The following is a 23846-nucleotide window of genomic DNA, read 5'->3' as shown; positions in this document are numbered from 1 at the left end:
GAAACCGGATCATGTGGTTGAGGACGGCATCGCTGGAGGATCTCGAGACCATCAGCGCCATGCTGTCAGAGACGTGGCACAACACCTATGACGACATATACGGCCACGAGAAGGTTGCCGAACTGACCGGCACGTGGCACTCGGTCCCCGCACTGAAGCAGAGACTGACCAAGCCGCGCAGCGAATTCATCGTCTGCGATGACGGGTCGGAGATCGCCGGTATGGCTTTCGTCAGCCAGGTCGACTCCGAGACCTCGATGCTGCATCAGCTCTATGTCCGCCCATCCACACAGGGGCAGGGCGTCGGAAAGATGCTTCTCGTGGAGGTCGAGGCCTGTTTTCCGGATGTCCGGAAGATCAAGCTGGAAGTCGAGGAAGCGAACGACCGGGCGGTCAGGTTCTACGAGGAAAACGGTTTCAAGCGCACCGGCATGACGCCTGATTGCGGCGTAAAGGGCTCCGGCATCCCCGCGGTCAAAATGGAAAAGGTCATCTGGTAGGCGGAGTCGCCGTCTTCCACTGGCGCCCAGGCTCAAACCGCCATACGATGGGACCGTAATCGGGACTGTCGGCATGCTGCGCTTCCTGAAGATCGCCATCCCCGTATTCGTCATCGGTTTCGTGACGGGAAATGCCTTCTGGTACCTGTTCTCGCCGCTATGGATAGACCGCGAGGTCTCCGAGGCGCTGCCAGCCGAGTTCATGCTCACCGCGATCCGCGAAGGCCGGTTCCGTGATGCCGATTTCGCCCACAAGGGAGAGGGGCGCGTCCGGATCATGGTCAGCGATGCCGGGACCGTGCTCGTTCGCCTGACTGAATTCTCCGTGACGAATGGCCCCGATCTGGAAGTCTGGCTGGTCGGGGAGGCTGATCCGCAATCCTCCGACGATGTGAAGGCGAGCACCTGGATTTCGCTGGGCCCCCTGAAGGGCAACAAGGGCGACCAGACCTATATTGTTCCAGATGGTGCTGACATCGACTCATTTGGCTCGGTCGTGATCTGGTGTGCGCAGTTCGGCGTGCTGTTTTCACCTGCGCCGCTCTCGGAGGTTTGAAGAACACGATCATGGAGCGCAAGACGATTCACAACCCCGACAACGAGGCCCATTTCATGCGAATCAAGCCGATCGCCGGTACCGTTCGTGTCACCCGGGGCGGCAGGTTGCTGGCGGAATCGGGAGACGCGCTGCGCGTCATGGAAACGGGCAGGGACGTCTACGACCCGGTGATCTACTTTCCGCGGGCCGATGTGTCGGGACAACTGGTGCCGGTCGAGGCCAAGAGTACCCACTGCCCGCTCAAAGGCGATGCATCGTACTTTTCACTCGAAGGTGAGGAGATCGCATGGAGCTACGACCGTCCCCTTGAGGTCGCGCGTGAACTGGGAGGGTATGTCGCGTTTTATTCCAGCAAGGTCGTGATCGCGGAGGCTGGAGCGGACGCCGCCTGATCCACGATGCGCAGCTTTGACGAGATATTCGAAATCGCAGCCGAACGCCAGGGAGGACACCAGTCGCTGGAAGCCAAACTGGATCCGCCGCTCCTGCCGCGACAGCTCGCGGCCATTCCCGATGATCGCTGGCTCTCCTGCATGACTAAGTGCATCTTCAACGCCGGCTTCAACTGGAAGGTCGTGGACAACATGTGGCCCGGCTTCGAGGAGGCGTTCCAGGGGTTCGACATCGGCCGTTGCGCGATGCTGAACGAAGACGATATCGCGCGGCTGGCAGCCGATGTCCGGATAGTTCGCCACGGCGGCAAGATACGCTCTGTTCAGCACAATGCGGTGTTTCTGCAGGAGCTTGCCGGTGAACACGGCAGCGCGGCGCAGTTCTTCGCCGATTGGCCGGCAACCGATCAGGCGGGCCTTCTCGAAACTCTCAAGAGGCGCGGGACGCGGCTTGGCGGCGCGACCGGTCAGTATTTCCTGCGCTTCATGGGAAAGGATAGCTACGTCCTTTCGCGGGACGTGGTGGCGCGGCTGATTGCCGAGGGCGTCGTCGACAGGACGCCGGCCTCGAAGAAGGCAATGAGCGCCGTGCAGTCCGCGTTCAACCGGTGGATGGAGGAATCCGGCCGTTCGGCGAAAGAGATAAGCCGCACGCTTGCCATGAGCATAGGATGAGGACGGGTGCCGTGGCGCGTCGGCCGTTGTTCTGCGGTTGCATTCGCACCCGGGCAGCGCCATAAGCAGCACAGCAAAACGCTCGGACTCAAGGCAATGAAGAAGTTTCTGATTCAGGTCTTCACATGGTGGAACGGAACCACGCTTGGCACGCGCTTTCACACTTGGCGCCACGGCGAGAAGGTGGGTCAGGACGAGTTCGGCAATGTTTACTATCAGGGTGGCCTTGATCAGGAAGGCCGCACGCGCCGCTGGGTGATTTACAACGGTTATGCAGAAGCTTCGAAAATCCCTCCTGGCTGGCACGGCTGGATGCATCATCGTGTCGACACGCCGCCCTCGAAGGAGGATTATAGCCCGCGTGAATGGCAGAAGCCGCATAAGCCGAACCTGACCGGGACGGCCGGCGCTTATCGCCCCGACGGGTCGATGCTGAATCCGCAGACACGTCCGGTGGTGACCGGGGATTACGATGCCTGGACACCGGGCGAATGACCGAAATTTGTTGGTGATCGGCCGGTCTGCCAAATTTTCACCGTGCTTTTGGTCCAAACGCCGCGGAATGACAATGCGCAAACTCACACGACTTATCGGACTTCTCGCGCTGATCCCGGCACTTTCGGCTGCACCGGCGATTGCCGAGCGTGCCACCAATCCGGTGGCCGAATTTTCTGGCATCGACAAGATCACCGGACGTATCATCACCTTCGATGTCTATCTCGATGAGACCGTACAATTTGGCGCTCTGCAGGTGACGCCCCGTGTCTGTTATTCGCGCTCTGAAAACGAGGCTCCCGGTTCCAACACCTTTGTCGAGATCGACGAAATTACGCTAGACCGGAAGATCAGGCGCATTTTCACCGGCTGGATGTTCGCCGACAGCCCCGGGCTCAATGCGGTTGAACATGCTGTCTACGACGTATGGCTGAAGGGTTGCAAGCAGGACTCCCAGGTCCCGGCGCCCGAAGCGAAATCCTGACCGCGGCGATTGCGCAGGCCGGTCAGTCGAGCCGGGCTTCGCCGGTCAGCGCCTCCTCCAGCATCGCCTGATATTCTTCCTGCGATACGTCGATTGCTCCGAATTGCTTCAGATGTCCCGTGGTGAATTGCGTGTCGAGCAGAATGAACCCGCGCTCCCGGAGGCGCTCGACCAGATGCACCAGGCATATCTTCGACGCGTCCGTCCTGCGTGAGAACATGCTCTCGCCGAAAAAGGCACGCCCGAGGGTGACGCCGTAAAGTCCTCCGACCAGCTCGTTGCCCTCCCACGCTTCCACGGAATGGGCGTGTTTCATCTCGTTGAGTTGGCGATAAAGCTCCCGGATCGTCCGGTTGATCCAGGTCTTTTCGCGGTTTTCGGTCGCCTCCGCGCAGAATCCAATCACTGCTGCAAAAGCCGTGTTGAAACGAATGTCGAAGGGCGCCTGGCGTACCTTTTTCGCCAGGCTTCGGGGAACGTGAAAGGCGTCGAGCGGGATCACGCCGCGCACGTCGGGCTGCACCCAGAAGATTTCCGGATCGTCCGCATCGTCCGCCATCGGAAAGATCCCCGCCGCATAGGCACGCAGCAGGATTTGCGGCGTCACGCCGCGCAGTTTCGCGTCGTCTGCGTTACGCTTCATGAGGCATGTCCCGGCGCCGCTACGCCGCGTGGTTTGCCAGGTACTTTTCCAGCCAGTGGATATCATAATCGCCATTGGCGATGTCCGGATTCTGCACCAGGTCCTGGAACAACGGCAGCGTGGACTTGATACCGTCGACCACGAATTCATCGAGGCACCGCCGAAGCCGCATCATGCATTCGACCCGGTTGCGGCCGTGCACGATCAGCTTGCCGATCAGGCTGTCGTAATAGGGCGGTATACGGTAACCGGCATAAACGCCGGAATCGACCCGCACACCAAGCCCGCCCGGCGTGTGGTAATGGGTGATCGTGCCGGGCGAGGGAACGAATGTCCGCGCGTCTTCGGCGTTGATCCGGCATTCGATTGCGTGACCTTCGAACGTGATCTGGTCCTGGGTGACGGAAAGCCCCGCGCCCGATGCGACGCGAAGTTGTTCATGGACCAGGTCGATGCCGGTAATTGCCTCCGTGACTGGATGCTCCACCTGCAGGCGGGTGTTCATCTCGATGAAGTAGAATTCGCCGTTCTCGTACAGGAATTCGATCGTGCCCGCGCCCCGATAGCCCATTTCGGCGATCGCATTGGCGCAGATCATGCCGATTTCGTTGCGCTGCTTTTCGTTTAGGGCAGGGGAATTCGCTTCCTCCCACACCTTCTGGTGGCGGCGCTGCAGCGAGCAGTCGCGCTCGCCGAGATGTACGCCCGCTCCGGCGCCGTCGCCGACGACCTGAATCTCGATGTGCCGCGGCTGGCCGAGGTATTTCTCGATATAGACCGCGTCGTTGCCGAATGCCGCGCCCGCTTCCGAGCGGGCCGTCTGCAGGGCGACCAGCAAATCGTCTTCCGAGCGTGCGACCTTCATGCCGCGTCCGCCGCCGCCGGCGGTCGCCTTGATGATCACCGGATAGCCAATGTCGGCGGCGATCTTCTTTGCCTCGCCTTCATCGCTGACGCCGCCTTCCGAACCGGGGACGACCGGGATTCCCAGCTTTGCAGCGGTGCGTTTCGCCTCGATTTTGTCGCCCATCACCGAGATATGCTCGGCGGTCGGGCCGATGAAGGTGATGTTGTGCGCCTCGAGAATCTCCGCGAATTTCGCGTTTTCCGAGAGGAAGCCGTAGCCGGGATGCACTGCGTCCGCGCCGGTGATTTCGCAGGCCGCTACGATCTGATGGATGTTGAGATAACTGTCGCGTGACGGCGGCGGGCCGATGCAGACGCTTTCGTCGGCGAGCCGCACATGCATTGCCGATTCATCTGCCGTCGAATGCACGGCAACGGTGGGAATACCGAGTTCCTTGCAGGCGCGCAGAACGCGTAGCGCGATTTCCCCGCGATTGGCGATGAGAACCTTGTTGAACATGTCCTTGCCCGCTCCGGCCTTACCCGAGAACCACGAGCGGCTGTCCGAATTCCACCGGTTCTGAATCCGCGATCAGGATTTCCTTTACTGTGCCGGCGCGCGGTGCCGGAATTTGGTTCATCGTCTTCATCGCCTCGATGATCAGCAGGGTCTGGCCTTCCTTGACGCTTTGCCCGACCTCGATGAACGGCGCTGCGCCCGGAGCGGCGGCCAGATAGGCAGTTCCGACCATCGGCGAGGGCACTTCCTCCCCGTCGCGCTTCTCGCCTTCGGTCTTCTGCGGCTGATGCGCGCTGGCCGGCTGAGCGTTGGGAGCGGCGGCGGGCGGGGCCTGCTGGTGTACGGGGGCACTGGCCTGAACGTAGCTGGGCGCTGGGTTATCGCGCGAGACACGAATCCGCAGTTCGCCCTGTTCGATCTCGATTTCGGTCAGATTGGTTTCGGTCAGGATATCGGCGAGATCCTTCACCAGCCCGGTATCGATTGCCGGCTTGCGTTCAGCCATTGTTGTCCTCGATTGGTTTTTCCCCGTCCGGGTTCATATGAACGGCAAGCGCGCGCATCGCAAGCAAATAGCCTTGCGTGCCGAGCCCGCAGATCACTCCCTTGGCGACTGCGGAGATGTAGGAATGATGCCGGAACGGCTCGCGCGCATGAATGTTCGAGATGTGCACCTCGACGACCATCGCCTTGGAACTGGCTATAGCGTCGCGCAAGGCGATCGACGTATGCGAATAGGCGCCCGGATTGAACACGACGCCGATTTTCTCGCGTCCGGCTTCCTGCAGCTTCTCGACCAGTTCGCCCTCATGGTTGGACTGGAACGACGCCACCACCAGGCCAAGCTCGGAGCCCAACTTGGTGCATTCCGCGTCGATATCCGCAAGAGTCATGGCGCCATACACGCTCGGCTCGCGGGTGCCGAGCATGTTCAGATTGGGGCCGTTCAATATGAGAATGCGCTTCTTCATGTATTACGTTTCTTGTTGTCGCGCGGATCCGGTAGAACTTCGGTAGAATGTGAGGCGGCGCGCGACAAGGGCGCGCGGCCGATTTTCCCGCCGGGGCGCAAGATGCGCACATGAATCGGTGTGTTTTGGGGTTTCCCCGCCGATCAGCAGAGCGTCGAGCCGCACTGGCGGACATTGGCGATCTTGGCGGTCAGAACGCTTTCTCCGAGTGCGCCCGCAACCACTTCGTCGCCGACCACATACGCGGGCGTGCCGTTGATGCCGAGGACATTCGCCAGATCGTAGGTATTGCGTACGCGGGCCGGAATGCCTCCGGCTGCCATCTGCTTGCGAATCGCCGCCTCGTCGGCCCCCAGTTCCGTTGCGATGCGCATCGCGACATCCTCGGTGGCGCGGCCGTCGAAACCGAGCAGGCGAAGATGGAACTCGCCGTAATTCTCGGGCATCAGGTCGTTGAATGCGAATGCCACGCGGTGGGCGCCTTCCGAATCCGGTCCCAGGATCGGGAACTCCTTCAGGACGAAACGTAGTTCGTCGTCGTTTTCGATCATCGTGATCATGTCGTTCATGGCGCGCTTGCAGAAGCCGCAATTGTAGTCGAAGAACTCGACGATCGTGATGTTCCCTTCGGGATTGCCCAGAACCGGATCGTTCTTGTCCTCGAAAATGGCTTCCTTGCGGGAGGCGATCGCGTCGATCCGCTGCTCGCGCTGGGCAACTGCCTGGCGCTCCTCGAGCGCCTGCTGGACTTCGAGCAGGATCTCCGGGTTTTCCAGAAGATATTCGCGCACGATAGTCTCGATTTCCGCGCGGTCCGAGGCGTCGATTGCGCCCGCAGAGATGGTCGCGCCTGGTAGCGCGACGGCCGCGCCGAGCGCGATGATGGCGAGGAGGGAGCGGAATCCGTATGTCATGTCTGGGCCTTTCATGGACCTGATTATCGTTTGTCGGGCGTCTTGAAACGCTGAATGTCGTCGGCGCGCAACCATCGCGGCGAATTCGGTTCGAATTTCCGCTTGGCGCGTGCCGCAAACACCTTGGCATCTTTGTAACGTCCTGAATGGAAGTTTTCTTCCGCCGTTGCAAGTTCGGCGCTCCCCGTGTCGCCGAGGCGGCCGTAGGCCATGGCGAGATTCCGGTAGGCGACCGGATTGACCGGATCGAGCGAGAGCGAGACTTCCAGTTCGCCGACTGCGCGTTGGAGGCTTTGCCGGTCGCCCTGCAGGACGAGAGCATGACCGAGTGCGCTTTGAATTAGGCCGGAGTCGCCCTTGTCGAGCCGCGCGGCCTGCGTGAAGGCGTCCGCTGCAGCCGCCGCATTGCGCGCCTTGAGCTGTATCTCTCCCTTGATCTCGTGGAGATAGGGATTGGACGGATCGCCTGCGATTAGCTTGTCGATCATGGGAAGTGCCTGTTGCGGCGAGCCGTAGAGAAACTTGGCAATCGCGCGCCCGTAGAGCGCGGCCCGGCTGGACGCCGTCTTCTGCGCGAAACCCTCGGCGGCCGCCGGACCCGACGTATACGCGATGATCTTCGCGCGCGCCATGTCATGGCGTTGTTGCAATCCTGCCGGATCGGACTTGCTGAAATTTGGGCTCTTGCGGGCGAGCGTCTCGAGCGCCGAGATGCGCTCGCGGGGCAGGGGGTGGCTGATGCGGTACGGATTGATCCGGTCGCTGATAAGCGCCAGATCGCGCTGGAACCGCTCGAAAGTGACCAGCATTCCTTTCGGGGACTGACCGGTTTTGTCCAGATAATCGACCGCTGCACGGTCGGCGGCAAGCTCCTCGCTTCGCTGGTAGGTCAGCAGACCGCGCCTTGCCGCCTCGGCGCCGCCCAGCGCAAGCCCGCTCCCGGCGCCCGCGACCGAACCCTTTCCGCTCATGCCCGCAGCGACGGCGGCCGACGCTCCGAGCACGGCGGTCACCGCGGCGATCGTCTGCGCACGATCGATCTGCTGGCGCAGGCGGTCCTGATGACCGCCGGCCAGATGGGCGATCTCGTGCGCAAGCACCCCGATCACCTCATTCGGTGTCTCCGCAGTGACGATCGTGCCCGTATTGACGAAAATCTTGCGGCCCGAGACGAATGCGTTGAATGCAGGCGAGTTGACCAGGACGATGTCGATGCGGTCTCGCTTGACCCCTGCCGCTCTGAGCAACGGCGTCGCATAGTCACTGAGCAGCCGTTCGATCTCGGCGTCGCGCACGATCGGCAGCGACGCCTGCGCCCGTGCCGTTGTGGCCGCGCTGATCGAAAGCGCGATCATCGTCATCCAGGTCGCCAGCGTTCTGACCAATTGGCAACTTCCCGTGTTATGTGCTCATAGGGACTTGGTTTCGCTATCGCGAAATGCCCGTCAATCATAGCAAAAACATGGCCCCGCACCCTATCGTGATGGCCAGACAACTCGGAGAAATCCCATATGGCCGGAATGTCGGCGCGCGGCGCTGTGGAGCCGTTTCACGCAATGGACGTGCTGCGCGAGGCAAATGCGCTCGCCGACGCCGGCAGGGATGTGCTGTCGCTTGCTGTCGGCCAACCGTCCGCCTCGGCGCCGGTCGGCGTCCTTGATGCTGCGGAGCATGCGCTTCGCAATGCGCGTCTTGGTTATACCGATGCGCTCGGCCGCACCGATTCCCGCCGCGCCGTCGCCCGCCATTATGCCGATCACTATGGCGTCGAGGTGCCGGCGGAGCGAATTGCGCTCACGACCGGCTCGTCGGCCGGGTTCTCACTCGCGTTTCTGGCGGTAACCGACCCTGGCGGACGCATTGCCATTACGGCGCCCGGCTATCCGGCCTATCGCAACATTATCAAGGCACTTTCGCTGGAAGCGGTCGAGATCGAAACCGATCCGGACGAAGACCACATGGTGACGGTCGCCATGCTGGAGGCAGCGCACCGCGAGAAGCCGCTGAGCGCGCTTCTCATCGCAAGCCCGGCCAATCCGACCGGCGCCGTCACCGATCGCCATCACATGAACGGCCTGATGGATTTCTGCCGTGACGAGGGAATCGCCTTCATCTCCGACGAGATCTATCATCGCCTGCGTTACACCGGCGATGATCGCACCGCGCTCGCGCACTCGCATGACGTCATCGTCATTAACTCATTCTCGAAATATTACTGCATGACCGGCTGGCGCATTGGCTGGATGGTGCTGCCGGAGGAGCTCGTCCGGCCAGTCGAGCGGCTCGCGCAGAGCCTTTACATCTCGGCGCCGGACCTCGCCCAGATAGCCGCGCCGAAAGCCTTCGAATGCACGCAGGAACTGGATCGCATCAAGGACGGTTACCGCGCCAACCGTGCACTTCTCCTGAAGCGCCTGCCAGCCATGGGAATCTCATTCGCCGCACCGCCTGACGGTGCGTTCTATGCGTGGTGCGACGTCAGCCGCCACACCAATGATTCGATGGACCTCGCTAGGCGGATGCTTGCGGAAATCAACGTCGCGGCCGCGCCCGGTCTCGATTTCGATCCCGTGAATGGCCACCGCTTCATGCGCTTCTCCTATGCCGGGAGCGGCGAGACGGTCGCCCGCGCGATCGCCCGGATGGAGAACTGGATCGGGAAGTAAATGCGATAACGCTCTGAATATCAGAAGAAAAAGGCGGGAATTACCCCGCCCTTCAAAGCCGTTTGATTACCAGCCGATCAAAAAAATCCTTTTCGCGACCACCATCCGGTTTTTTTGGATTTTTTCTCCGCCGTATCTCCCTCGGACGTTACCACCGGCTCCGCCTCGTGGTTGAGCGAGTCGGCGGCGGCGCGGCGGCGCGCCGGGCGCTGCTCGGCTTCGCCGGGCGGTGTCGACGCGTCGTTGTCATTATCGTTTGCGCCCGCCACATCCCCGGTCTCGATCGGCTCGGCTGAATTCGCGCCGTTCGTCTCGGCCCAGGCAGGCGCCGCATCGGCGTTGTCCTGAACGGGCGCCGGCGCGCGCTGCGCTTCTTCCGGCTCCTTCTCCGGCACCGAGGCGACAGTTCGCTCTTCTTCCCGCGCCTGTTCCTCCGCGGCAGACTTGGCTGCCTCGGCCTTGGCCATCGATTCCCGTTCCTCGGCCTCTGCTTCCGCCGCAATGGAGTCAGCAAGCGGGCCTACAGGTTCGGCTGACGGAATGCGCGGCTTGCGCCGGTCGCGGCCGCCTCGGCGTCCGCGCGAACGGCGGCGCTTCTTCCCGCGCTCTCGTCCTTCGTCATCCTCGCCCTCGTCGTCGGACGCGCTTTCTTGCGCAGCCTGATCAGCAGCGTCGCCGTTCTGGCTTTCGTCACGGTCCCTGCGTCCCCGGCGCTTGCGGCGGCGCTTGCCACGGCCTCGGTTGCGCTCGTCGTCGCCGTCGCTTTCGTCGCGCTCCTCGTCGGCCGGCTGCGCCTCCGCCGAAGTCTCTTCCTCGTCATCCTCGATCGGCAGATCAGGATCATCGTCTTCATCGCCATAATCGGGACGAACCGGCTGCGTGCGGGGCAGATCGGAAACCTCGCCCTTGTCTATCGCGAACATCTCGGTTCCGATCGCCGGATCGGCAAGTACGGAAATACGAAGGCCGAAGCGCGCCTCCATGTCGGTCAGCGTTTCGCGCTTGTGGTTCAGAATGTAGAGCGCCGTGTCGCCGCTCGTGCGCACCGTGACATGATGCTGCCCGTTGCGCATGAGGTAGTCTTCGAGCGACCGGATCACATGCAGCGCGACCGACTGCTGCGACCGAACATGGCCCGTGCCGCCGCAATGAGGGCACGGCTGCATCGTGCTTTCCAAAACGCTGGCGCGCATCCGCTGGCGAGACATTTCCAGGAGCCCGAAATGCGAGATTCGTCCGACCTGGATGCGGGCGCGATCACTCTTCAGGCATTCCTTGAGCTTTTTTTCGACCGCCCGGTTGTTCCGGTTTTCCTCCATGTCGATGAAGTCGATCACGATCAGTCCGGCAAGGTCGCGCAGGCGCAATTGCCGAGCGACTTCCTCGGCAGCTTCCAGGTTGGTCTGGAGCGCGGTGTCTTCAATCGAGTGCTCGCGGGTGGATTTGCCCGAATTCACGTCGATGGCGACCAGCGCCTCGGTCTGGTTAATGATGATGTAGCCGCCCGACTTCAGCCGGCAACTCGGCTGGATCAGCCCGTCGAGCTGCGCCTCGATCCCTGTGCGGGCGAAAATCGGTTGTGATTCGCGCCAGGGCTGAACCATTTTCGCGTGACTGGGCATCAGCATCCGCATGAAGTCCTTGGCCTCGCGGTAGCCGTCTTCGCCGGAGACCAGAATTTCGCCGATATCCTTGTTGTAGAGATCGCGGATCGAGCGCTTGATCAGGCTGCCTTCCTCGTAGACCAGGGTCGGCGCGGTGGAGGCGAGCGTCAGATCGCGCACGCTGTCCCACATGCGCATCAGATACTCGTAGTCGCGCTTGATTTCGGCCTTGGTTCGATTGGCGCCGGCGGTGCGCAGGATCACGCCCATGCCTTCAGGCACCTGCAGATCCCGGACGATCTCCTTCAGCCGTTTGCGGTCCGGCGCATTTGTGATCTTGCGCGAGATCCCGCCCCCGCGCGCTGTATTCGGCATCAGCACCGAATAGCGGCCGGCAAGCGACAGGTAGGTCGTCAGCGCAGCGCCCTTATTGCCGCGCTCTTCCTTCACAACCTGGACAAGGATGATTTGGCGGCGCTTTATGACTTCCTGGATCTTGTACTGGCGGCGCTGCACCCGCTGACGCGGGCGCGCCTCATCCATGGCGTCTTCGCTGCCGACGGTGTCGATTCCTTCGTCGCGGCCGTCATCGTCGGAATCGTCGGAGTCACCATTTCCCTCGTCCGAATGGCGTGCGGACCGCCGGTTCCGGCCGCCGCGTTCACGCCGGCGCCTGCCGCGGCGCGATCCGCGGTCATCGTCATCGTCCTGATCGTTGCCATCGGGCGAATCGTCGGTTTCGTCATCGTCGACATCTTCGGATATGACATTGCCGTCGTCAGCAGTTCTCGCGGCGACCGCTTCCCGCGTATCGTCCCCGTCGTCCTCTTCGGGCGCATTGGCCTCCCACTCGGCGAGAATCGCCTCCATGGCAACGGGCTCGGCTTCGGGAGTCGGCGATTCCGAGGACGCTTCCTGGCGCTGGCCACGTCCCTTTCGGTTGTTGCGCTTGCGCCGCGGTTTGCGCGGTTCCGGCGCCTCAGCCTCGTCATTGTCCTCCTGTTCGGCCAGTTTGGCTTCTTCGGCGAGCAGCGCCTGCCGGTCGGCCAGCGGGATCTGGTAGTAGTCGGGATGGATCTCGGAGAAGGCGAGGAAACCGTGGCGATTGCCGCCATATTCCACGAACGCCGCCTGCAGCGACGGTTCGACCCGCGTTACCTTGGCGAGGTAGATGTTTCCGCGAATTTGCTTCTTGTGTTCGGATTCGAAATCGAAATCTTCGAGGCGATTACCCTTTACGACGACAACTCGGGTTTCCTCCGGATGGGAGGCGTCGATGAACATTCTGTTTGACATTGATTCTTGTTCCAGCAGCCGCGCATGCATCCGAAGGTTGTATCCGGGTGCGCGTCATCTCGCTCATTCTGGATGACCTTGTGCTGCTTAATAGATGTCTTGCCGGCTCGCGCGACGTGGCGACAGCCTCGGATTCTCCGTGCGGCTGCTGCATACTCTCGTCTGACATGGTGCAAAAAAATGCCATCAATATCGGCCAACAAAACGACTTCACTGGGACTCCGGTACCGGAGCCGGTTTGGTTCGCCCTCTCTCGAAGGGCGGGGATCCCCGTTTCGGAGACCCGCTGGGAGATGCCGTCAGCCTACAACCGAACTGACCGGCGAATTCTTTTGATTGCGCCGCACGCGTATTGACGCAACTGCGCCGCCGCAATTTAGATTTTTGCCAGTCGCGCTGCAAGCGTTTTAATTGCGTCGCGATATGGTCCACCCACTTGGGAAGGGACAAGGACCCGTATGAAACCTTTGTTTAACGATGTTTGCATAGGCGTCCCATTGTGAGACAGAACCGCACGATGGCTCGCTTGAGAAGCACATATCGATTCGGGAAAGTCGCCGGGCGCACTGTCCGCGCGACGCTGTTTTTTTTCGCCTTTCTCCTCTTTCAACCGCCAATTGCCTTCGCAACGCCACCGGTCGCGCTCGATATGCGGATTGCCGGCGATCACGAAGTCTCGCGCATTGTCATCGAGTTCGATGAGCCGGTAGAGGTTACCCACACGATCCTCGACCGGCCTTGGCGGCTGGTACTCGATCTCGGCAAGATCGCTTACGGCTTCAACGATAGCGCGGTGCGCAATTCGAACCTTATCGAGAGCGTCCGTTATGGCGACATGAGCGAAGAGCACTCCCGGATCATTTTCGAGACCGGCAAGCCTTTCAAGGTGCGCACGATAGATACCCGGGCGGCAGCGCAGGACGGCCGCCACAATCTGGTCATCGATCTTGAAGTGACGGACGCCCGCACCTTTGCCGATGCGCTCGACCGCAAGCTGACCACGACTTCGCTGGTGAACACGGCACAGAAACGTGACCGGCTCGGTGCGGTGCGTAATCGCGACGACACCTTCACGATCGTGCTCGATCCCGGCCACGGCGGCATCGACGACGGCGCGCGCGGCACCCAGGGAACGATGGAGAAGGACATCACGCTCGAGTTTGCCGAGGTTCTGCGCGATCGTCTCTCCGGCTACATGGGCGCCGAGGTGTTCATGACGCGCGACAGCGATGTTTTCGTTGCGCTTGGCGATCGCACCGGTTTCGCGCGGCAGCATGGTGCGGATCTGTTCATCTCCATTCACGCCGACTACCTGCGCCAGCAGGATGTGCGCGGCGCCACGATCTACACCATCTCGGAGAAAGCATCCGACGCGGTGTCGGCGGCAATCGCCAAGGATCAGAATCTTGCGGATTCGGTCGCCGGCGTCGAACTGCCCGATAGCGGTGATGAAGTCACGGACATCCTCGTCGACCTGACCCGTCGCGAGACGCTCGGCTTTTCCGTTCAGTTCGCGCGTCTGGCTATTTCCGATCTCCGGGGGTTTGCCCGGCTTATCAAGAACCCGCACCGCTACGCCGGGTTCTACGTGCTGAAGGCGCCAGACGTGCCGTCTGTCCTGATCGAGCTCGGCTATCTTTCGAACCAGGACGACGAAAAGCTCATGAACGATGCCGAATGGCGGGACGGTCTGGCGGATCGCCTTGCCGCCGCCATAGAAAAGTTCGCTGCCCTTTCGTCAAAAGACCTTGCACTCGCGCCCGATGCGCAATAGCCAGCGCTGATTGACGACTCCGCACACACTTGTTGCTGAAAAGCCACGACTTTTTCCCTGGGATGCCACGTTGAGGTCCCAATTGCGACGGAAGCCTGTTTCGCGGGTGGCGAGAGTCTATTAATCTACGGTCTGGACGACGCGCCTCGTCAGCGTACGAAAGTGAGATGATGCTTCGACTGCTCGGTTATTTCTTTGGAATCGCAACGGTCCTGTTTCTGCTGGTCGCCGGTGGCGTTGTTGTTTATATCGGCGGTCTGACGAAGGATATGCCCGACTACGAGGTTCTCTCCAGTTACGAACCGCCGGTAACGACCCGCGTCTATTCGTCCGACGGCCAGTTGATGGGCGAGTTTGCGCGTCAGAAGCGCCTCTATCTGCCGATCCAGGCCGTCCCCGATCGCGTTAAGGCGGCGTTCCTGTCGGCCGAGGACAAGAACTTTTACCATCACCGCGGCGTCGACTTCGTTGCGCTTGCGCGCGCCATGGTGACCAATCTCGAGAATTACCAGAGCGGCCGCCGCCTTGTTGGCGCGTCCACCATTACACAGCAGGTGGCGAAGAACTTCCTCCTGACCAACGATCGGACCATCGACCGCAAGATCCGCGAAGCGATCCTCGCGTTCCGTATCGAGCAGGCCTATTCGAAGGACCGCATTCTAGAGCTTTATCTCAACGAGATATTCTTCGGTTCAGGCGCCTACGGTATCGCCGGCGCTGCGTTGACCTATTTCGGCAAGTCCGTCAACGAGTTGAACATCCAGGAAGCGGCCTATCTGGCGGCGCTTCCAAAGGCACCCAGCAACTATCACCCGTTCGACGACACCGAAGCCGCGATCACGCGCCGCAACTGGATCGTCGACCGGATGCTGGACAATGGCTACGTCACCCGCGAGGAGGCCGATGCCGCCAAGGCGGAGCCGCTTGGCGTCAACTTCCGCCGCTCTGGAGATTTCGTGTTCGCTTCGGAATATTTCACTGAGGAAGTGCGCAAGGAAATCATCGACCGCTATGGCAACGATGCGCTTTATGAAGGCGGGTTGTCTGTCCGCACGACCCTTGATCCCGCCCTTCAGGTTCTCGCCCGCGAGGCGCTCCACAATGGATTGATCGACTACGACCGGAAGCGCGGCTATCGAGGTCCTGTTGCCCGGATAGACGTGGCGGGGGACTGGGGTGTCCCGCTCGCCGATGTCGAGCGCCTGTCCGACGTGCCGGAGTGGCAACTCGCCGCCGTTCTGTCGATCGGCGAGCAGGGCGCAGAACTCGGTCTCCAGCCGAAGCGCGAAATCTCGGGCAGGATCGCCTCGAAACGCGAAACCGTGACGCTGGCGGCGGAAAACGCCAAGTGGGCGTTCACCAGAAACGAGGACGGCAAGGTCACCAAGGTCAAGTCGCTCGGAGAAGTGGTCGCACCGGGCGATGTCGTCTATGTGGAAGACAAGGGCGACGCCGGGGTCGTACTCCAGCAAGTGCCGGAAGTATCCGGCGCGCTCGTCTCCATGGATCCCAATACCGGCCGCGTCCTCGCCATGGCCGGCGGCTTTTCCTTCTCCGATTCTCAGTTCAACCGCGCCACGCAAGCCTACCGGCAGCCTGGATCGGCCTTTAAGCCGTTCGTTTACGCCGCCGCGCTCGACAACGGTTACACCCCCGCCTCCGTGGTGATGGATGCGCCGATCTCGATCACCAGCGGCAACGATGTGTGGGAGCCGAAGAACTATGGTGGCGGCTTTGCCGGCCCTTCCACGCTGCGGCTTGGCATCGAGAAATCACGCAACCTGATGACGGTCCGCCTCGCGAGGGATATGGGCATGCCGATTGTCGCGGAATACGCCGAGCGTTTCGGCATTTACGACGACATGCTCCCGGTTCTCGCCATGGCGCTCGGCTCTGGTGAGACGACGGTGCTGCGCATGGTCTCGGCCTACTCCGTCATCGCCAATGGCGGGCGTTCGATCGAGCCGTCGCTTATCGACCGCGTTCAGGATCGCTACGGCCGGACGGTCTACCGGCACGACCAGCGTGGTTGTGAGGGCTGTAATGCCTCGCAGTGGCTGCAGCAGGACGAGCCGCAACTGGTCGACAACCGCGAGCAGGTGCTCGATCCCATGACGGCGTTCCAGATTACCTCGATGATGGAAGGCGTCGTGCAGCGCGGAACGGCAACGCTCCTGCGGGAACTCGGCCGCCCGCTCGCCGGCAAGACCGGCACCACCAACGACGAGAAGGACGCCTGGTTCATTGGCTTCACGCCGAACATGGTAACGGGCGTCTATATTGGTTACGACCAGCCGACGCCGATGGGGCGCGGCTCGACCGGCGGCCAGCTGGCAGCGCCGGTGTTCAAGGAGTTCATGGCGGCCGCGCTCGAAGGTCAGCCGATCGCCGATTTCCGTCTGCCCGATGGCATGAATGTTGTCGAGATCGATCGCAAGACCGGCATGCGCTCGTCGGGTGGCGACACGATCCTCGAGGCGTTCAAGCCCGGCACGGGACCGGCGGACAGTTATCAGGTCATCGGCATCGAGACCGTCGCCATCCAGGCAGAGGAACAGCGCCGAATTTCACCGCGCGCCCAAGAAGCCATTCAGAGCGGGCAGGGCGGTCTGTTCTGATGCCTCCGCTCTTTACAGGCTGGAACGCGCCGCTTACATCGCCCAAGACATTCACTGCAATCCGAGGAAAGCTTCATGCGCGCCGAAACCGCGACGCTCGTCGACGAAATCGAGCAGGCGATCGCCCTGCTGAGGAGGCATCTTTGACTGGGAACAGTCAATCAAACGCCTCGACTATCTGAATTCACGCGCCGAGGATCCCGAACTCTGGAACGACCCCGCCGAAGCCCAGAAGCTGATGCAGGAGCGTCAGCGTCTGGAGGACATGGTCACGGCCATCCGCCGCTTTGATCAGGATCTGGAGGACAATGTCGAACTGATCGCGCTCGGCGAGGAAGAGGGCGACCAGGAAACCGTCGCCGAGGCCGAGAAGGCCATTCGCGGCATTCAGTCGGAGATTGACAAGCGCGCGGTCGACGCATTGCTGTCGGGCGAGGCCGACCCCAACGACACGTTTGTCGAAATTCATTCCGGCGCCGGCGGCACCGAAAGCCAGGACTGGGCCAACATGCTTCTGCGCATGTACACGCGCTGGGCCGAGCGCCGCGGCTTCAAGGTCGAACTGCAGGAATATTCGGCAGGCGAGGAGGCGGGCATCAAGTCGGCGACCATTCTCGTCAAGGGCCACAACGCCCATGGCTGGCTGAAGACGGAAAGCGGCGTCCACCGGCTGGTACGCATCAGCCCGTACGATTCAAATGCCCGCCGTCACACGTCGTTTTCTTCGGTCGGCGTTTTCCCGGTCATCGACGACAACATCGAGATCGATATCCAGGACAAGGATATCCGGATCGACACCTACCGCTCCTCCGGTGCCGGCGGCCAGCACGTCAATACCACCGACTCGGCGGTGCGCATTACCCACCTGCCGACCGGTATCGTGGTTACATCCTCGGAGAAATCGCAGCACCAGAACCGCGCCAATGCCATGAAGGCGCTGCGCGGTCGGCTTTACGACCTGGAGATGCAGAAGCGCGAGGAAGCGGCGCAGTCGGCGCACGATTCGAAGTCCGACATCGGCTGGGGGCACCAGATCCGCTCATATGTTCTCCAGCCCTACCAACTGGTCAAGGATCTGCGTACCGGCGTCGAGTCGACCGCCCCGTCAGACGTTCTCGACGGTGCGCTCGATCCGTTCATGGAAGCCGCTTTGGCCCATAAGGTTCACGGCGGTGACGGGGCCGAGATCGAGGACGTCGAATAACGCCAGCCGGCGGAACCGGCGTCCACGTTTTGTGATCGAACGCACAGCGATGGAACCGGATCACAGGTAGATCGTTTCATCTTCTGACAAGGAGAGGAACGATGGAACCGATTATTGCTGTAATGCTGATGCTGGGATGCGACGACGCCATGATGGTCTGCCGTGAAAATCCGGAGCCCGTTCGGCATTACGCGTCCGTCGAGGCCTGCGAGAATGAAATCGAGACCCGCGTCCGCGAAATCGACGGTTATCCCGTCGCCGTCGCCAAGTGCCTGCCCGTCGAGGGCGCCGCAACGGGCGAGCGCGTGGCAATCGACTGGCAGTTCGATCCCACCGGCGGCCTTTTGGCCGAGGCGCGGATCGACGATACGAAGCCGATGACTGTTGGCGGCGAGCTGCAGATGGCCAGCGCCGAGCGGTTCTAGAGCGCAGCAGTTCCTGAAAAGAAATTACATTTGGGATGGCCCGCCTCTGCGGGCCATTTTCTTTTCGTCAGTCGATGCGCGCGCCGTCCTTCCCGAACAGGCAGATATGTTCTGCCGCGCTGCTCATCACGCATTGCGATCCGGCCTCCGGCAATTGCGCGATGCCGTCCTGTCTTACGGTTATCTGCTCCCCGCCCTCCGTCACGAGATGGACGAGCGTCTCGGCACCCAGCGGCTCCACGTAGCGCAGGCGGCCGGAAAACCGCGCCTCGCCATTGGCGTCTAGGGAGAGATGCTCGGGCCTGACGCCGACCGTCACCGGTCCTTCCGCCTTCTCGATCCTGTCGGCGATTTGGGGCGGCAGCCGCATCGAATCGTCACTGGCCTGCCGTAATTGCAGAAAATTCATGGGCGGAGATCCAATGAACCCGCCAACGAACATCGTCCGCGGGTCCTGATAGACATCCATTGGCGCCCCGATCTGCTCGGCAACGCCCGCATTCATCACCACCATACGGTCCGCCAGTGTCATCGCTTCCACCTGGTCGTGCGTGACGTAGAGCGAGGTGATTCCCAGATCGCGCTGCAATGCCTTGATTTCGAGGCGCATCTGCACCCGCAGCTTTGCATCGAGATTGGAGAGCGGCTCGTCGAAAAGGAAGACGGCGGGCTTGCGCACGATCGCCCGGCCCATCGCCACGCGCTGACGCTGTCCCCCGGATAACTGCCGCGGCTTGCGGTCGAGATAATCGCCGAGCTGCAGCATCTGCGCCGCCTTGTCGACACGCTCGGCGATCTCGGCCTTGGCCGTTCCCGCGATCTTCAGCCCGTAGGCCATGTTGTCGAACACGCTCATGTGCGGATAGAGCGCGTAATTCTGGAACACCATGGCGATGTTACGGTCCATCGGCTCCAGTTCGTTGACCCGCTTGCCGTGGATCTGCACTTCGCCCGAGGTGACCGTTTCCAGTCCTGCCACCATCCGCAGCAGCGTGGACTTGCCGCAGCCGGACGGGCCGACGATGACGATGAACTCTCCGTCATTGATGTCGATGTCGACGCCGTGAATGACCTCGGTCTGGCCGAAGCGTTTCTTCACATTGTCGATTCTGATGGTTGCCATGGTCTATTTCTCGCTGTCCACGAGGCCGCGGATGAAAAGTTTCTGCATGGAGATCACAACCACCACCGGCGGCAGCATCGCCAGGATCGAGGTCGCCATGATCACCGGCCAGTCGGCTATGTCGTCACCGGAGGGGAACATCTGCTTGATGCCCATGACGATCGTGTTCATCGACGGGTCGGTGGTGATGAGCAGCGGCCAGAGATACTGGTTCCACCCATAGATGAAGAGGATGACGAATAGCGCCGCGATGTTGGTGCGGCTCATCGGCAGCAGGATGTCCCAAAAGAACCGCATCGGCCGCGCGCCGTCCACCCGCGCCGCTTCGGCCAGTTCGTCCGGGACGGTCATGAAGAACTGCCGGAACAGGAAGGTTGCGGTGGCCGAGGCGATCAGTGGGAAGATCAGCCCGGAATAGCTGTTCAGCATTCCGAAATTCGCTGCCACCTCGTAGGTCGGCACGATCCGCACCTCGACCGGCAGCATCAGCGTCAGGAAGATCAGCCAGAAGAACAAATTCCGTCCCGGAAACCGGAAATAGACGATCGCGAAGGCCGACAGGATGGAGATCACGATTTTGCCGATCGCGATGCCGAACGCCATCACCGCCGAGTTGAAAAGCATCCGCGCCACCGGTGCGTTGATGCCCGAAACGAGCGCCTTGCTGTAGTTCTCGAAGAACTGGTCGCCCGGCCACAGCGGCATCGGAGGCCGCACGATTTCCGGCTGGCTGACGGTCGAGGCGACGAAGGCGAGCCAGATCGGAAAGACGATCACCAGAACGCCCGCGATCAGCCCCAGATGCGTCAGCCACAGCCCCGCGCCGCGCTTTTCCACCATTCCGCTTTCGGGAAGACGCGCCATCAGTAATGCACCCGCCGCTCGATGAACTTGAACTGGATGACGGTGAGGATGCCGACAACGATCAGCAGGATCACCGACTGCGCCGCCGACGATCCGAGATCCTGCCCGACGAAGCCGTCCGCATAGACCTTGTAGACGAGGATCGTCGTCGACTGCTGCGGCCCGCCGCTGGTGATCGTGTGGATGACCCCGAATGTTTCGAAGAACGCGTAGACGATGTTGACCACCAGCAGGAAGAACGTCACCGGCGACAGCAGCGGAAAGACGATCGTGCGGAACCGCGTCCAGAAATGCGCTCCGTCGATCGCCGCCGCCTCGATGACCGAGCGCGGAATTGCCTGAAGGCCGGCAAGGAAGAACAGGAAGTTGTAGCTGATCCGCCCCCAGGCCGAGGCGACGACCACGAGTCCCATGGCCTCGCCGCCGTTCAGCACGTGGTTCCAGTCATAGCCGAGCAGGCCGAGATACCAGCTCACCACGCCGACGCGGGTGTTGAACATGAACAGCCACAGCACGCCGGCGACGGCAGGCGCGACGGCATAGGGCCAGATCAGCAGGGTGCGGTAGGTGCCCGCGCCCTTGATCAGCCGGTCGGCGAGCACGGCGAGATAGAGCGCGACGCCCATCGAGACGGCCGTCACCAGCAGGGAGAACACCGCCGTCGTGACGAAACTCGCCCGGTAGAACGGGTCGCGCAGCAGGAACTCGAAATTGCCGAGTCCGACGAACTGCGATTTCAGGCCGAACGGGTCGGGAATGAACAGCGATTGCCAGACAGCCTGGCCCGCCGGCCAGAAGAAGAACACCGCCGTCACCACGACCTGTGGCGTCAAAAGCAGGAGCGGCAGCAGCCAGCCCTTGAAGATGACCCGTTTTTCCATCGGCCCCCCACCGTCCTCCGCGTAACGGAGGACGCCCCCGCCGGAACGGGGGCGTCTTCAGCTTATTTGTTGGCCTGTTCGAAGCGGCGCAGCAGCTGGTTGCCGCGCTCCACGGCGCTGTCGAGCGCCGCCTGGGCTTCCTTGTCCCCGGCCCACACGGCTTCCAGCTCCTCGTCGATGATCCCGCGGATCTGGTCGAACGACCCGAGGCGCAGGCCCTTCGAGTTGGCCGTCGGCTCCTTGCCGGTCATCTGCATTCCGGCGATGTCGGTGCCTGGGTTCTCGTCATAGAAGCCCTCCGACTTGGTCTGGTCGGCCGCCGCCGTGGTGATCGGTAGATAGCCCGTGTTCTGGTGCCATGCCGCCTGCACGTCGGACGAGGACAGGAACTTCAGGAACTCCGCCACGCCCTTGTAGTCTTCCGGCTCATGGCCCGAGAGCACCCACAGCGACGCGCCGCCGATGATCGTGTTCTGCGGGGCGCCCTCGGCGTCCGACCAGTAGGGCAGCGGGCGGATTTCGAATTCGAAATCGGCTTCCGCCTTCACGCCTGCGTAACCGGCGGAGCTTTCGGTGAACAGCGCGCATTCGCCGCCGCGGAAGTTCGCGCCGCCCTCGTTGCGCCGCCCGGCATAGATGAACTTGCCGTCCTTCGCCCATTCGCCCATCGTCTCGATGTGCTTCACCTGCACCGGCCCGTTGAAGCTGAGTTCGGTGTCGACCCCGGCAAAACCGTTATCCTTCGTCGCGAACGGGACGTTGTGATAGGCCGACAGGTTCTCCAGATGCACCCAGCTCTGCCATGCGGTGGTCAACGGGCAGCCGATGCCGGCTTCCTTCAGGGCGTCCAGCGCCTCGCCGACCTGTTCCCATGTCGACAGATCCATGTCCGGATCGAGATCGGCTTCCTTGAACAGGTCGCGGTTGACGTAGAGCACCGGCGTCGACGAATTGTAGGGCAGGGACAGCATCCTGCCGTCGGTCGTGGTGTAGTATCCCTTCACCGCGCCCATATAGGCGTCCGGGTCCCACTCGACGCCGGCTTCCTCCATCACCTCGTAAACCGGCTTGATCGCCCCTTCGGCGGCCATCATCGTTGCCGTGCCGACCTCGAACACCTGCAGGATATGCGGCTGCTCGCCGGCGCGGAAGGCGGCGATGCCGGCATTCAGCGTTTCGGAATAATTGCCCTTGTGGGACGCGACGACGGTGTATTCGTCCTGGCTCGAATTGAACTGTTCCACCTGCTCGGCCAGAAGATCGCCGAGGCGCCCGGTGAAGGCGTGCCACCACTGAATCTCGGTTGCGGCGAGGGCGGGCCCCGACCAGGCCACCGAACCCGCGAGAAGCGCGGCGACGTAAGCTGTTTTCACACCCATGGTGTTTTCTCCCGTAATTGATTTGATCCCCGTTCGCGGCAGGACCGTCTTCCGGGGTGCCCTCTGCGGGGCTCCGGCAAGACTTGTCCTTTCTCGGACGGCTGTCAATTCGTGGATGCGGCATGTGTCACGGCGATGACAGGGGCGATGTGCGGCGAGTGAGGGTGCTTCCGTGAACGTCCCAATTCCATAATTCGGCTCAAGTATTTGCCTCCCATCAGATTTGGTTATTGAATTTCGTATCCTGCTCCATACGGTTGGCGGAACGACGGGAATCACATGGCCAAATCAACACTTGCCGAAATTGTCTCCCTTTTCGGACAGAGTGCGACGGACTCGTCCGGCTGGAACCGGCGCAAGCCGATCTGCTCGAAAGAATCTTGGAACAACCTCTGGTCAAGCTTGAAGAGTTGAACGCCGCTGGCGATAGTGAAGACGATTCGTGACAGCGCTTCCGGGCAAATGAACAAGCATCAACTCGACATGTTTTCGACGCATGAGGAACCGGCGCCTTCCGGCCCGGTCGTCTATCGCGCCGATCCCGACAAGGTGCGCCTGAAGCTTGAGCGCATCCTCGCGGAAGCGCGCGCCGCCAAGACCATGCCGTGGGATCGTGCCAAACAGGGGTATTACCGCACGGTCTTCCCGCAGATGACCCGGTGGTTGCCGGAGGATGAAGCCACTGCGCTGTGCGAGGAATTTTCCCAGCAAATCGAACGGCTTGGCCGCGTGGCATAGGTTGCCTTGCCACTGGGCTACCATTGGCGATTGGTGAAAGAGCCCGCAAAACGTCGACAGGTTTTTTGCCGCCTTCCGCCCACACCGCTGAAATCACGAGACATTCGCATTTTCCCGCGAAAAACTTATCCACACTTCTCGCCGCTGCCGCATACTGTTCCCGTCTCTCGCAGGAAGCCTGGGTGCACACCGGCACAGGGGAGAGGCCGGCGCCTGACGGGGCGGGGAGAGGTCCCTGCCTGGGTGATGAGCCCCCACGTCGGGCCGGAAGAAGG

General features: G+C 61.7%; 23 protein-coding genes. 12 read left to right on the top strand and 11 right to left on the bottom strand.

Annotated features, from left to right (window positions below):
- Positions 1 to 11: 11 nt before the first annotated feature.
- The 6 genes from LC298_RS04795 (at position 12) to LC298_RS04770 (ending at position 3105) form a co-directional block, all read left to right on the top strand.
- Positions 12 to 500 (top strand): GNAT family N-acetyltransferase, encoded by a 489-nt coding sequence (locus LC298_RS04795; protein ID WP_131568583.1) that lies wholly within the window; start codon positions 12 to 14, stop codon positions 498 to 500.
- Between the two features lie 73 nt (positions 501 to 573).
- The gene (locus LC298_RS04790; RefSeq protein WP_131568585.1) at positions 574 to 1056 is read left to right on the top strand and encodes a DM13 domain-containing protein; all 483 of its coding nucleotides are present in this window, start codon (positions 574 to 576) and stop codon (positions 1054 to 1056) included.
- Positions 1053 to 1451 carry a DUF427 domain-containing protein gene (locus LC298_RS04785; protein WP_131568587.1) on the top strand — a complete coding sequence of 133 codons (399 nt, stop codon included), beginning with the start codon at positions 1053 to 1055 and terminating at the stop codon, positions 1449 to 1451. Before LC298_RS04790 ends, LC298_RS04785 begins: the two co-directional genes overlap by 4 nt.
- A gap of 6 nt (positions 1452 to 1457) precedes the next feature.
- Positions 1458 to 2126, top strand: a complete 669-nt coding sequence (locus tag LC298_RS04780) for a DNA-3-methyladenine glycosylase I (protein ID WP_131568589.1) — start codon at positions 1458 to 1460, stop codon at positions 2124 to 2126.
- A 96-nt stretch (positions 2127 to 2222) separates the two neighbouring features.
- Positions 2223 to 2621 carry an NADH:ubiquinone oxidoreductase subunit NDUFA12 gene (locus tag LC298_RS04775; RefSeq protein ID WP_131568591.1) on the top strand — a complete coding sequence of 133 codons (399 nt, stop codon included), beginning with the start codon at positions 2223 to 2225 and terminating at the stop codon, positions 2619 to 2621.
- 67 nt (positions 2622 to 2688) lie between these two features.
- Positions 2689 to 3105, top strand: coding sequence for a DUF2155 domain-containing protein (locus LC298_RS04770; protein ID WP_199223259.1), 417 nt, complete (start codon positions 2689 to 2691; stop codon positions 3103 to 3105).
- Positions 3106 to 3127: 22 nt separating this feature from the next.
- Here LC298_RS04770 and aat read toward each other — a convergent pair whose 3' ends face one another.
- The 6 genes from aat to LC298_RS04740 form a co-directional block, all read right to left on the bottom strand.
- The gene (aat, locus tag LC298_RS04765; RefSeq protein WP_223385552.1) at positions 3128 to 3748 is read right to left on the bottom strand and encodes a leucyl/phenylalanyl-tRNA--protein transferase; all 621 of its coding nucleotides are present in this window, start codon (positions 3746 to 3748) and stop codon (positions 3128 to 3130) included.
- A gap of 19 nt (positions 3749 to 3767) precedes the next feature.
- A complete protein-coding gene (gene accC / locus LC298_RS04760; RefSeq protein ID WP_131568597.1) occupies positions 3768 to 5114 on the bottom strand; it encodes an acetyl-CoA carboxylase biotin carboxylase subunit in 1347 nt (448 codons plus the stop codon).
- Between the two features lie 19 nt (positions 5115 to 5133).
- A complete protein-coding gene (accB, locus tag LC298_RS04755) occupies positions 5134 to 5619 on the bottom strand; it encodes an acetyl-CoA carboxylase biotin carboxyl carrier protein (protein ID WP_131568599.1) in 486 nt (161 codons plus the stop codon).
- Positions 5612 to 6085: a type II 3-dehydroquinate dehydratase gene (aroQ, locus tag LC298_RS04750; RefSeq protein ID WP_131568602.1), complete on the bottom strand. Its 474-nt coding sequence runs from the start codon at positions 6083 to 6085 to the stop codon at positions 5612 to 5614. Before aroQ ends, accB begins: the two co-directional genes overlap by 8 nt.
- Before the next feature lie 143 nt (positions 6086 to 6228).
- Positions 6229 to 6999, bottom strand: a complete 771-nt coding sequence (locus LC298_RS04745) for a DsbA family protein (RefSeq protein WP_131568604.1) — start codon at positions 6997 to 6999, stop codon at positions 6229 to 6231.
- Between the two features lie 23 nt (positions 7000 to 7022).
- Positions 7023 to 8384: a M48 family metalloprotease gene (locus LC298_RS04740; protein ID WP_223385551.1), complete on the bottom strand. Its 1362-nt coding sequence runs from the start codon at positions 8382 to 8384 to the stop codon at positions 7023 to 7025.
- Positions 8385 to 8510: 126 nt separating this feature from the next.
- Between LC298_RS04740 and LC298_RS04735 the strand changes: the two genes are divergently transcribed.
- The gene (locus LC298_RS04735; protein ID WP_131568606.1) at positions 8511 to 9665 is read left to right on the top strand and encodes a pyridoxal phosphate-dependent aminotransferase; all 1155 of its coding nucleotides are present in this window, start codon (positions 8511 to 8513) and stop codon (positions 9663 to 9665) included.
- A gap of 77 nt (positions 9666 to 9742) precedes the next feature.
- Here the strand turns inward: LC298_RS04735 and LC298_RS04730 are convergent, their stop codons facing one another.
- Positions 9743 to 12565: an Rne/Rng family ribonuclease gene (locus LC298_RS04730; RefSeq protein ID WP_131568608.1), complete on the bottom strand. Its 2823-nt coding sequence runs from the start codon at positions 12563 to 12565 to the stop codon at positions 9743 to 9745.
- A gap of 517 nt (positions 12566 to 13082) precedes the next feature.
- On the opposite strand from LC298_RS04730, the gene LC298_RS04725 reads away from it, so the two are divergent.
- From LC298_RS04725 to LC298_RS04710, 4 genes are all read left to right on the top strand, one after another.
- Entirely contained in the window at positions 13083 to 14339 is a 1257-nt protein-coding gene (locus tag LC298_RS04725; RefSeq protein ID WP_131568610.1) for an N-acetylmuramoyl-L-alanine amidase, read from the top strand.
- Between the two features lie 170 nt (positions 14340 to 14509).
- Positions 14510 to 16957, top strand: a complete 2448-nt coding sequence (locus LC298_RS04720) for a penicillin-binding protein 1A (RefSeq protein WP_131568853.1) — start codon at positions 14510 to 14512, stop codon at positions 16955 to 16957.
- Between the two features lie 75 nt (positions 16958 to 17032).
- A protein-coding gene (prfB, locus tag LC298_RS04715) for a peptide chain release factor 2 (protein WP_131568612.1) occupies positions 17033 to 18161 on the top strand; the annotation gives its coding sequence in 2 pieces (ribosomal slippage) (positions 17033 to 17101 and positions 17103 to 18161; 1128 coding nt in all).
- A gap of 101 nt (positions 18162 to 18262) precedes the next feature.
- A complete protein-coding gene (locus LC298_RS04710; protein WP_131568614.1) occupies positions 18263 to 18586 on the top strand; it encodes a hypothetical protein in 324 nt (107 codons plus the stop codon).
- 67 nt (positions 18587 to 18653) lie between these two features.
- Here the strand turns inward: LC298_RS04710 and LC298_RS04705 are convergent, their stop codons facing one another.
- The 4 genes from LC298_RS04705 to ugpB form a co-directional block, all read right to left on the bottom strand.
- Positions 18654 to 19709: an ABC transporter ATP-binding protein gene (locus tag LC298_RS04705; protein ID WP_131568616.1), complete on the bottom strand. Its 1056-nt coding sequence runs from the start codon at positions 19707 to 19709 to the stop codon at positions 18654 to 18656.
- Between the two features lie 3 nt (positions 19710 to 19712).
- On the bottom strand, positions 19713 to 20549 hold the full coding sequence (gene ugpE, locus LC298_RS04700) for a sn-glycerol-3-phosphate ABC transporter permease UgpE (protein WP_131568855.1): 837 nt from the start codon (positions 20547 to 20549) through the stop codon (positions 19713 to 19715).
- A 23-nt stretch (positions 20550 to 20572) separates the two neighbouring features.
- On the bottom strand, positions 20573 to 21454 hold the full coding sequence (gene ugpA, locus LC298_RS04695; protein WP_131568618.1) for a sn-glycerol-3-phosphate ABC transporter permease UgpA: 882 nt from the start codon (positions 21452 to 21454) through the stop codon (positions 20573 to 20575).
- Between the two features lie 62 nt (positions 21455 to 21516).
- Complete coding sequence (gene ugpB, locus LC298_RS04690) at positions 21517 to 22833, bottom strand: sn-glycerol-3-phosphate ABC transporter substrate-binding protein UgpB (protein ID WP_131568621.1); 1317 nt, start codon at positions 22831 to 22833, stop codon at positions 21517 to 21519.
- Between the two features lie 462 nt (positions 22834 to 23295).
- On the opposite strand from ugpB, the gene LC298_RS04685 reads away from it, so the two are divergent.
- Positions 23296 to 23571: a hypothetical protein gene (locus LC298_RS04685; RefSeq protein WP_131568623.1), complete on the top strand. Its 276-nt coding sequence runs from the start codon at positions 23296 to 23298 to the stop codon at positions 23569 to 23571.
- Positions 23572 to 23846 lie beyond the last annotated feature (275 nt).

Origin of the sequence: Oricola cellulosilytica (assembly GCF_019966575.1) — a bacterium.
Taxonomy (GTDB): Bacteria; Pseudomonadota; Alphaproteobacteria; order Rhizobiales; family Rhizobiaceae; genus Oricola; species Oricola cellulosilytica.
This window is presented reverse-complemented; position numbering and strand designations above follow the sequence as displayed.

Coding starts and splice junctions, on each gene's coding strand:
- LC298_RS04795 (WP_131568583.1), top strand. CDS start 12: ATGTGGTTGAGGACGGCATCGCTGGAGGATCTCGAGACCATCAGCGCC.
- LC298_RS04790 (WP_131568585.1), top strand. CDS start 574: ATGCTGCGCTTCCTGAAGATCGCCATCCCCGTATTCGTCATCGGTTTC.
- LC298_RS04780 (WP_131568589.1), top strand. CDS start 1,458: ATGCGCAGCTTTGACGAGATATTCGAAATCGCAGCCGAACGCCAGGGA.
- LC298_RS04775 (WP_131568591.1), top strand. CDS start 2,223: ATGAAGAAGTTTCTGATTCAGGTCTTCACATGGTGGAACGGAACCACG.
- LC298_RS04770 (WP_199223259.1), top strand. CDS start 2,689: ATGACAATGCGCAAACTCACACGACTTATCGGACTTCTCGCGCTGATC.
- aat (WP_223385552.1), bottom strand. CDS start 3,748: ATGAAGCGTAACGCAGACGACGCGAAACTGCGCGGCGTGACGCCGCAA.
- accC (WP_131568597.1), bottom strand. CDS start 5,114: ATGTTCAACAAGGTTCTCATCGCCAATCGCGGGGAAATCGCGCTACGC.
- accB (WP_131568599.1), bottom strand. CDS start 5,619: ATGGCTGAACGCAAGCCGGCAATCGATACCGGGCTGGTGAAGGATCTC.
- aroQ (WP_131568602.1), bottom strand. CDS start 6,085: ATGAAGAAGCGCATTCTCATATTGAACGGCCCCAATCTGAACATGCTC.
- LC298_RS04745 (WP_131568604.1), bottom strand. CDS start 6,999: ATGACATACGGATTCCGCTCCCTCCTCGCCATCATCGCGCTCGGCGCG.
- LC298_RS04735 (WP_131568606.1), top strand. CDS start 8,511: ATGGCCGGAATGTCGGCGCGCGGCGCTGTGGAGCCGTTTCACGCAATG.
- LC298_RS04730 (WP_131568608.1), bottom strand. CDS start 12,565: ATGTCAAACAGAATGTTCATCGACGCCTCCCATCCGGAGGAAACCCGA.
- LC298_RS04725 (WP_131568610.1), top strand. CDS start 13,083: ATGGCTCGCTTGAGAAGCACATATCGATTCGGGAAAGTCGCCGGGCGC.
- LC298_RS04720 (WP_131568853.1), top strand. CDS start 14,510: ATGCTTCGACTGCTCGGTTATTTCTTTGGAATCGCAACGGTCCTGTTT.
- LC298_RS04710 (WP_131568614.1), top strand. CDS start 18,263: ATGGAACCGATTATTGCTGTAATGCTGATGCTGGGATGCGACGACGCC.
- LC298_RS04705 (WP_131568616.1), bottom strand. CDS start 19,709: ATGGCAACCATCAGAATCGACAATGTGAAGAAACGCTTCGGCCAGACC.
- ugpE (WP_131568855.1), bottom strand. CDS start 20,549: ATGGTGGAAAAGCGCGGCGCGGGGCTGTGGCTGACGCATCTGGGGCTG.
- ugpA (WP_131568618.1), bottom strand. CDS start 21,454: ATGGAAAAACGGGTCATCTTCAAGGGCTGGCTGCTGCCGCTCCTGCTT.
- ugpB (WP_131568621.1), bottom strand. CDS start 22,833: ATGGGTGTGAAAACAGCTTACGTCGCCGCGCTTCTCGCGGGTTCGGTG.
- LC298_RS04685 (WP_131568623.1), top strand. CDS start 23,296: ATGAACAAGCATCAACTCGACATGTTTTCGACGCATGAGGAACCGGCG.